The organism is Pseudomonas sp. GW821-FHT01E05, from assembly GCF_059422425.1.
Window position 1 is genome coordinate 1 of sequence record NZ_JBWKWW010000025.1, and the last position, 6,067, is coordinate 6,067.

The 6,067-nt window shown below is 59.0% G+C and carries 6 protein-coding genes; 1 reads left to right on the forward strand and 5 read right to left on the reverse strand.

Translation table 11 applies throughout. The annotated features are described in order from the left end of the window. Positions 1-108: 108 nt before the first annotated feature. Positions 109-1,203 (reverse strand): DUF1615 domain-containing protein, encoded by a 1,095-nt coding sequence (locus AC07W5_RS29405; protein ID WP_495024859.1) that lies wholly within the window; start codon positions 1,201-1,203, stop codon positions 109-111. Positions 1,204-1,483: 280 nt separating this feature from the next. Here AC07W5_RS29405 and AC07W5_RS29410 point away from each other — a divergent pair, with 280 nt between their 5' ends. Beyond that, complete coding sequence (locus AC07W5_RS29410) at positions 1,484-3,016, forward strand: FAD-dependent oxidoreductase (protein ID WP_494992183.1); 1,533 nt, start codon at positions 1,484-1,486, stop codon at positions 3,014-3,016. A 3-nt stretch (positions 3,017-3,019) separates the two neighbouring features. Here AC07W5_RS29410 and AC07W5_RS29415 read toward each other — a convergent pair whose 3' ends face one another. The 4 genes from AC07W5_RS29415 to AC07W5_RS29430 form a co-directional block, all read right to left on the reverse strand. After that, positions 3,020-3,598, reverse strand: a complete 579-nt coding sequence (locus AC07W5_RS29415; protein WP_495024860.1) for an antibiotic biosynthesis monooxygenase — start codon at positions 3,596-3,598, stop codon at positions 3,020-3,022. Between the two features lie 61 nt (positions 3,599-3,659). Next, positions 3,660-4,634, reverse strand: a complete 975-nt coding sequence (gene hemB, locus AC07W5_RS29420; RefSeq protein WP_495024861.1) for a porphobilinogen synthase — start codon at positions 4,632-4,634, stop codon at positions 3,660-3,662. Between the two features lie 159 nt (positions 4,635-4,793). Next, on the reverse strand, positions 4,794-5,123 hold the full coding sequence (locus AC07W5_RS29425; protein WP_495024862.1) for a nuclear transport factor 2 family protein: 330 nt from the start codon (positions 5,121-5,123) through the stop codon (positions 4,794-4,796). 68 nt (positions 5,124-5,191) lie between these two features. After that, complete coding sequence (locus tag AC07W5_RS29430; protein WP_494992187.1) at positions 5,192-5,899, reverse strand: glutathione binding-like protein; 708 nt, start codon at positions 5,897-5,899, stop codon at positions 5,192-5,194. Positions 5,900-6,067: the final 168 nt, after the last annotated feature.

A 6,067-nucleotide genomic window follows, 5' to 3' on the forward strand; every position in this document is an offset into this window, starting at 1 on the left:
AACGTCGCGTAAGGCGAGTTCAGCGTCATCGAGCGTTAGGGTGAAACAGGTGTAAACCTATTTCAGGACTAGACATGTTCCAAACGTGCAGGAAGCCGCTCCCCCCCGTCAGCCACCCGAAGCCTGTGCCATGCAGCGCTGATGGCGTTCATCGACCCGTTTGGCAAACCAGGCCGTGGTGAGTTTGCGGGTGATTTTCGGGCTTTGCAGAACGATACCTGGCAGTATCGCCCGTGGCAGTGGCTTGCCTTCGGCCTTTTCGGCCACAGCAAAGACTCGCTTGTAGAGTGTGCTGTCTTCGAATTCAAGACTATTGCCCTGCTCCAGCTGGCTTCTGATGGTCGGGTTACGCATGTCCAATTGCTTGCCCAGGGTTCGCACTGCCAACTCGGTCGTTCCGGGCATGATGGACCCAAAGGCAATCAGGTCGCCATCGAGTGCCAGCCCGATCCCCGAAGCGCGACTGACAGCGCTCTGGAAGGCGGCATTGCGGCTGGCGTACCAACCGGCATTGAAATCGGCGAAGCGGTACAGCGGTTTGGAGTAACTCACCGGATAACCCAGCAAATGTGCAATGCCGAAGTACATCCCGCCGCGACGGCTGAACACTTCGTGGCGAATCGAGCCGTCCACGGGATAGGGATAGGCTCGGGTCCGGGTTTCGGCAAACGCGATGCTGACTTGCATCGGCCCGGCGGTGTGCACCGGATTGAAGTTCCCGAAGAGGTTGCGCCCCATCGGCACCATACCAATGAAATCGTCGAAAATGGCGCTGAGATCCTTTTCGGTACGCGCAGCACTGAGCCGATCACTGTAACTCTTGCCGTTTGGCGAGCGAACCTGCAAAGCCGCGCTCACCAGTAGACTGGGGACATGCACCTTCGCCGCACGGCGGTCGATTTCATCTCGCGCAATTTTTCCCAGCCCCGGCACTGGCGGGTCAACCTGAAAAGTGGACTCCTGCTCGGTCACTGCCAGTACTGAACAGAGGTTTTCCGTGGTCGGGGCAATGCCTTGCGCCGCGAACGCGGCGTAGATGTCGGTGGCCCAACCCTCTCGATCAACCGTCTTCGCCGGTAACAGTCGAACAATCTTCGCCCTCACCTGCTCCGGTCGCGCAGGCGACTCCTGAGTGCGCTGGCTACCGCAACCGGCCAGCACCAGCAGTGTGGCGATACTCGCAATGAGTCGAATTGATCGCATGCTTCCTCGAATGATCGCGTTGGGCTGATGGAACGACTATGAACAAAGCCGGCGCGGATATCGACCCTTGAGTCGAGCCGCTGTTCAATGCCGGTCAGTCAAGTAGTTTGTGGCTCCGCACATTCCCCGTAGCAGCTGCCGAAGGCTGCGTTCGGCTCTGCTCCCTTAATCATCCGGGATTCACACGTTCCCTCACAAACCGCTTTTACCCAGCTGTCAGCTGCTCAACATAGGCGCACACTCTACGGCGTGAAATTGATCTCTATCGGAGGGCAACGACATGAAGCGCTGTGACGTTCTGATCATTGGGGCCGGCCCGACCGGTCTGGTTCTGGCGCTCTGGCTCAGCAAACTGGGGATCAAGGTGCGAATCCTCGACAAGACCGCTTTGCCAGGCACAACATCGCGAGCCCTGGCGGTCCAGGCGCGAACCCTCGAGCTCTACCGTCAGCTCGACCTCGCAGACGCCATTGTGCAACGCGGTCACACGGTGCCTGCGGCCAACCTCTGGGTCAAAGGCGAACCGGTTGCGCGTTTGCCGTTCGAGACTATTGGCAAGGATCTGACGCCTTATTCTTTCCTCGAAATGTACCCTCAGGACGAACACGAACAACTGCTGATCGAACGTCTGGAAATGTTCGGCGTTTCGGTAGAGCGCGAAACCGAACTGAAGAGCCTCGAGGAGGCCGACGGATACGTCACCGCGCACTTGATCAACGCTCAGGGGCAGGAAGAGACCTGCGAAGCCCGTTACCTGGCGGGTTGCGACGGCGCCCGTTCGACGGTGCGCAAAACCCTTAATACGGGTTTTCCCGGTGGCACCTATCAGCAGGTTTTCTACGTCGCCGATGTGGACGCAGCAGGTCCGCCGATCAACGGTGAACTGCACGTGGACCTCGACGAAGCAGACTTCCTCGCAATCTTCCCCCTGGCAGATGCAGGTCATGGACGTGCCCGGTTGATCGGGACGGTACGAGACGAGCGCGCCGAACACGCCGAGACGCTCAAGTTCGAGGACGTCAGCAGCCGGGCCATCGAGCATCTCAAGGTTCAAGTACTCAAGGTGAACTGGTTTTCCACCTATCGTGTGCATCACCGGGTGGCGGACCACTTCCGCAGCGGACGAACGTTCCTGCTGGGCGACGCCGCGCATGTCCACAGCCCCGCCGGCGGTCAGGGGATGAACACCGGGATTGGCGATGCGATCAATCTCGCCTGGAAACTCGCTGCCGTGCTGAAGGGCAGCGCTTCGGACACGCTGCTGGACAGTTATGAAACCGAGCGCATTGAATTTGCCCGACGACTGGTGGCAACCACCGATCGGGTGTTCAGCTTCGTCACCGCCGATGGGCCCATTGCCAATATTGTGCGGACACGCCTGGCACCGTTTCTGCTAGCCAAGGCCACTTCACTGGCAGCGGTACGCGAGTTTATGTTCCGCACGATTTCGCAGATCACCCTGAACTATCGAGCAATGCCCCTGAGCGCCGGCAGCGCCGGCGACGTTCATGGCGGTGATCGGTTGCCCTGGGCGCACGATGGCGATATCGACAATTTCAATACGCTGTCGGGGATGTCCTGGCAGGTCCATGTATACGGCCTTGCCAGCGACGCACTCGTTGCATGGTGCGCTGATCACTACATTGCGTTGCACATTTTCCCTTGGGGACCTGTCCATGAAGCCGCCGGCCTTGCGCGCGATGCGTTCTATCTGTTGCGGCCCGATACCTACGTGGCGCTCGCTGAACTGTCCAGCGACCCAACGGTTCTCGAGCGCTATTTCAGTGAGCGCGGGATCCGGCCCGGGCCTTAGTCATCATGGCGCAGACCTTGGCTGCAGCCACTTGCTGAACAGCCGGGTCACCGGTGGCATGAACACATAGACCACCAACAGCACGATGCTCAAGGTGATCAGCACGTTGCTCTGCACGTAACCGCCCAGCCACGGCTGCCGGACGAACAGTGGCGTCCACAACATCGGCACCAGAAAACTCAAGGGCAGGATCACCAGAAAGGTGACGCAGGCCTGCTTCCAGCGCGGTGGTGGAGCCTGCCCGTCAGCATCGACCGGCGTAAACCAGAATTCACGGTCGGCGTTGACCTCGGTCTGATCACCATCGGCCAGCATTGGCTGCGCTTCCGCTACCAGACGCTGACGATCTTCGGAGTCCAGCCAGTGCTGCAATTGCCCGGTCGTGGCGAAGCGCAACACACTGGTGAAGAGTGCCAGCCCACCGTTTTGCCCGCGCACCACATCGATTCCCAGATGCCCCGGGTAATTGCGGGCAATAGCGATAGTGCGGCGCAACCAGGCTTCATACTTCTCATCCTGGCCCTGTTTGACTCGGTGCCGCACCAGCAGCGTTACCACCCCGTCCGACGGTTCGATGTTCATGCCTGGCTCCTCCCGATCGTGAACGTGGATCAGCTTAGTCCAAGCCAGGAGACATCAGGCTTCAAATCCCGCTCAGCGCCAGATCCATCGCAAAGTAGCTGAAGATCAGGTCCGCACCCGCGCGCTTGATCGCGCCCAGGCTTTCTCGAACAATGCGTTCTTCATCTATTGCGCCAGCCGCGGCGGCGAATTTGATCATCGCGTATTCGCCACTCACCTGATAAGCCGCCAACGGTAGCCGCGAGGCCTCGCGAATATCGCGGATGATGTCCAGATAAGCGCCCGCTGGTTTGACCATCAAGGCGTCGGCGCCTTCTTGTTCATCCAGTAGCGACTCGCGCACCGCTTCGCGGCGATTCATCGGGTTCATTTGATAGCTTTTGCGGTCGCCCTTCAGCGCACTGCCGCCGGCTTCGCGGAACGGGCCGTAAAGCGCCGATGCGAATTTGGTCGAGTAGGCCATGATCGCCGTGTTACTGAAACCAGCCTCGTCGAGGGCACGACGGATGGCCTGGACCTGCCCGTCCATCGCCGCTGACGGTGCGATGACATCTGCGCCGGCTCGCGCGGCGGCGACCGCTTGCTTGCCCAGATTGATCAGTGTCTTGTCGTTATCGACCTCACCGCCGTGCATCACGCCGCAATGGCCGTGATCGGTGTACTCGCAAAAGCAGGTGTCCGACATGACGATCATGTCCGGCACGGCGTCCTTGCAGATGCTCGCCATGCGCGAAACCAGACCGCGCTCATTCCAGGTGTCGCTGCCCGCGCCATCCAGATGATGCGACACACCAAAGGTCATCACCGACTTGATACCTGCCCGCGCATAACGCTCGATTTCACCTGCCAGTTTCGACTCGGGAATGCGCATCACGCCGGGCATGCTTTTGATCGGGACAAAATCATCGATTTCCTCCTCGACGAAAATTGGCAGCACCAGATCATTGAGCGTGAATTCGGTTTCCTGGAACAGTCTGCGCAGGCTGGCGGAACGTCGCAGACGACGTGGACGTGCTTCTGGGAACTGGCTGGACATTGGTTTTCCTGAAGGTAGGCCAAGGGTGTAAACGAGACGAACGTCTAAAGGGATGAGAGCTTATGCCCGCATCCCGGAACGACACAAACGTCACTTCAGAAAGAGTTTGTTACAGATTTCGCAACAATGACGAGTGAGATCGTAGGGACGGTCTCGTGCTCATGCGCCGATACCCAGCGAAGCAATCCGTCCCTGCTGCAGGACAAAGCGGTAAGTGACCTCGACCGGGCTACCCGGAAAATTTCCGACGAGCCGGGCGCGCACCAGCGTAGTGCCTTTCTCTTGCGAGACGCTCAGAGGCTCGACGCTATATTGGTACTTGGCCTGTGCCGCTTGTTTCCAGGCTTTAATGGCTTCCAGTCCCTGATACACCTGCCCTTCATCGCGGACGTTGGCGTCGGTGGTGAAACAGCGTTCTAATGCAGTGGAATCTGTGGTTTTCTCGCCCGAAAAATAATCGGCAAGGGGTTCAGGCAGCACGATGCTCATCGTCTTTTCCTCGATTGCTCAGTGAAACCGCCGAGCAGCTGAATATTCGGCGGCGCCTTGACGTATGTCTAAAGCACTGACTTAGGGATTTCCAGCCCCCGCACAACCGCCGGCCGCGCCACAAATCGCTCCAGCACCCGTAACACGTTGGGATAGTCGTTGATTCCCACCAGATCCCCGGCCTCATAAAACCCGATCAAGTTGCGCACCCACGGGAACGTCGCGATGTCGGCGATGGTGTAGCGCTCGCCCATGATCCAGTTGCGGCCGGTCAGCCGCGCTTCAAGCACATTCAGCAAACGCCTGGTCTCTGCGACAAAACGATCGCGGGGGCGCTTGTCTTCGAAATCCTTGCCGGCGAACTTATTGAAGAAGCCGACCTGGCCGAACATCGGGCCGATCCCCCCCATCTGAAACATCAGCCACTGGATCGTCTCGTAGCGCGCTGCCGACTCCTGCGCCAGCAGTTGCCCGCTCTTGTCGGCCAGGTAGATCAGAATCGCCCCGGACTCGAACAGTGCCAGCGGTTGGTCGCCCGGGCCGTGAGGGTCAAGGATCGCCGGGATCTTGTTGTTAGGGTTGAGCGACATAAACTCGGGAGACAGTTGATCGTTGGTGTCAAAGCCCACACGGTGAGGCTCGTAAGGCAGACCGATTTCTTCAAGCATGATCGACACCTTGACGCCGTTAGGGGTCGGCAAGGAATAGAGCTGAATCCACTCAGGGTACCGGGCAGGCCATTTTCGGGTGATGGGAAAGGCAGAAAGATCAGTCATGGTGAACGTCCAGTGACGGTGTCGTTTGAGGATTGTCCGCTCGTGCCTGGTTATCACGGCGGGCTGATTATAGATGCAGCCATATTCGGCCAATGCCAGTCAGTTAAGGAATTTCAGGTTCAGCACTGTCCCCCGTAGCAGCTGCCGAAGGCTGCGTCCGGCGGCGAA

Coding starts and splice junctions, on each gene's coding strand:
- AC07W5_RS29430 (WP_494992187.1), bottom strand. CDS start 5,899: ATGACTGATCTTTCTGCCTTTCCCATCACCCGAAAATGGCCTGCCCGG.
- hemB (WP_495024861.1), bottom strand. CDS start 4,634: ATGTCCAGCCAGTTCCCAGAAGCACGTCCACGTCGTCTGCGACGTTCC.
- AC07W5_RS29425 (WP_495024862.1), bottom strand. CDS start 5,123: ATGAGCATCGTGCTGCCTGAACCCCTTGCCGATTATTTTTCGGGCGAG.
- AC07W5_RS29405 (WP_495024859.1), bottom strand. CDS start 1,203: ATGCGATCAATTCGACTCATTGCGAGTATCGCCACACTGCTGGTGCTG.
- AC07W5_RS29415 (WP_495024860.1), bottom strand. CDS start 3,598: ATGAACATCGAACCGTCGGACGGGGTGGTAACGCTGCTGGTGCGGCAC.
- AC07W5_RS29410 (WP_494992183.1), top strand. CDS start 1,484: ATGAAGCGCTGTGACGTTCTGATCATTGGGGCCGGCCCGACCGGTCTG.